The sequence below is a fragment of the Mesorhizobium sp. M1E.F.Ca.ET.063.01.1.1 genome, from assembly GCF_003998155.1.
Taxonomy (GTDB): Bacteria; Pseudomonadota; Alphaproteobacteria; order Rhizobiales; family Rhizobiaceae; genus Mesorhizobium.
The window spans coordinates 1-1,453 of record NZ_RZSC01001096.1 but is presented as its reverse complement, the minus strand read 5'-3'; the positions used below and the strand labels follow the sequence as shown (position 1 = coordinate 1,453).

General features: G+C 55.6%; 2 protein-coding genes. Both read left to right on the top strand.

From position 1 onward, the window contains the following. Nucleotides 1-1,115, top strand: a 1,115-nt coding sequence (locus EOA29_RS41865; RefSeq protein ID WP_210213221.1) for a hypothetical protein, incomplete at its 5' end; no start/stop codon positions are given. A gap of 52 nt (nt 1,116-1,167) precedes the next feature. Beyond that, entirely contained in the window at nt 1,168-1,317 is a 150-nt protein-coding gene (locus EOA29_RS41860) for a hypothetical protein (RefSeq protein ID WP_189479114.1), read from the top strand. Nucleotides 1,318-1,453: the final 136 nt, after the last annotated feature.

Here is a 1,453-nt window from a genome sequence, read left to right as displayed (position 1 = left end):
TGGGAAGCGATCTCGTCGCCGGCACCCATGGCCGATCGTTCTGGATCCTCGACGATGTTACGCCGCTACGCGAATTGAATGTAGCCGAGAAAGACGTGCGCTTGATTAATCCACGTCCAACAGTCCGTACGAAACTCGCGTGGGCAGCTGGACAGGGATTTTCCAAAGTCGGCATCTCCGAACCCGGTATAGGGTACCAAACTTGGGGCATAGGAGTCGCCAGAGAGGTCGTGGAGTTGGGGGATGGGCAGAGCAGTCGTCGCAATCTCGACGTTGGTGAGAACCCTCCGGATGGAGCGATTATTTATTACTGGGTTCCTGATGGCACGGAAGGGCCGGTCGAGCTTCGGATCGAAAACGCGACAGGCGAACTGGTCGTCGCTTTCTGGAGCAACGAAAAGGACACACCTAGCCATAGGAAGCCAACTATAGAGCCTGGCCTAAACCGTTTCATATGGGATCTCAGATGTCCCGGGCCGACCAAGCTCGATAAGACACTGCTGGTTCGCAAATATCGGCCGCTAGCACACGAAAGCGAAGGACCAAGCGGGCCGATGGTCACCCCCGGTCTCTACAAGGTTCATTTGGGGGTTGGCGAGCATCGCCGGACGTCCGATCTAGAAGTGATCAAAGACCCGCGGGTCGGTACGTCTGCGGAAGACTTCGCCGCACAGTTCGAGCTCCTTCAGGGCCTTCTAGGTAAACTATCGGAACTTAATTCTTCCGTAAACCGCATCCGAATCCTGAAGCGACAACTCACGGATTTGCAGAAGCGGCTGGGCGACGAAACCAGATCACTTTCCGAGAAGACGCAGGTGTTGGTTTGGCGGCTCCAAGGAATAGAAGGAGTAATGGTGGACATCAAAAAGGAGACGCCGCTCGATCTGGAACGCAATCCGCCGGGCTTGGACGACAAGCTGATCGACCTCATCAGCGTTGTAGGGATTGCAGACGAAGTCCCCACCCTGCAGGCGCGGCAAGTTGCCGATGACATCATGACCAGGGTGGATGATGAGATCGGGCGTCTTGACGAGGTGATCCGACATGATGTCGCTGAACTTAACCGTGCCATCATCAGCGCCGGTATTGAAGCCATAGGGTTTGGCAAGCCCTAAATGCTTTTGCGACTTGAGCAGCTTTAGAACTTATCACCCAAAGGAGATTACAATGGATTTCATCGAAAATATATTCGGCGTGGCTCCCGATGGAGGCGACGGCACTACCGAAATGCTCTACATTGGGGCTGCGTTGGTGATCGCCGCGATAATGGCTGGGCTCTGGTGGTTTCGCCGGTGCGGGAAGGAGCGGCACGGCTAGACTCTCTAAGATCGAGAAAAAGAAATGCGCTAAGCTGGACACTCCCGGTCCGGTTTAATCTAATCCGCCACTTCCTCCCAAGGCGGACCTGGCCGGCGGGCGACAAGCAGTTGCTCGCTGGCTGCTTCTTCAGGCA

What these genes read in the sequence shown, in the direction of transcription:
- EOA29_RS41860 (WP_189479114.1), top strand. Translation starts at nt 1,168, where the DNA reads ATGGATTTCATCGAAAATATATTCGGCGTGGCTCCCGATGGAGGCGAC.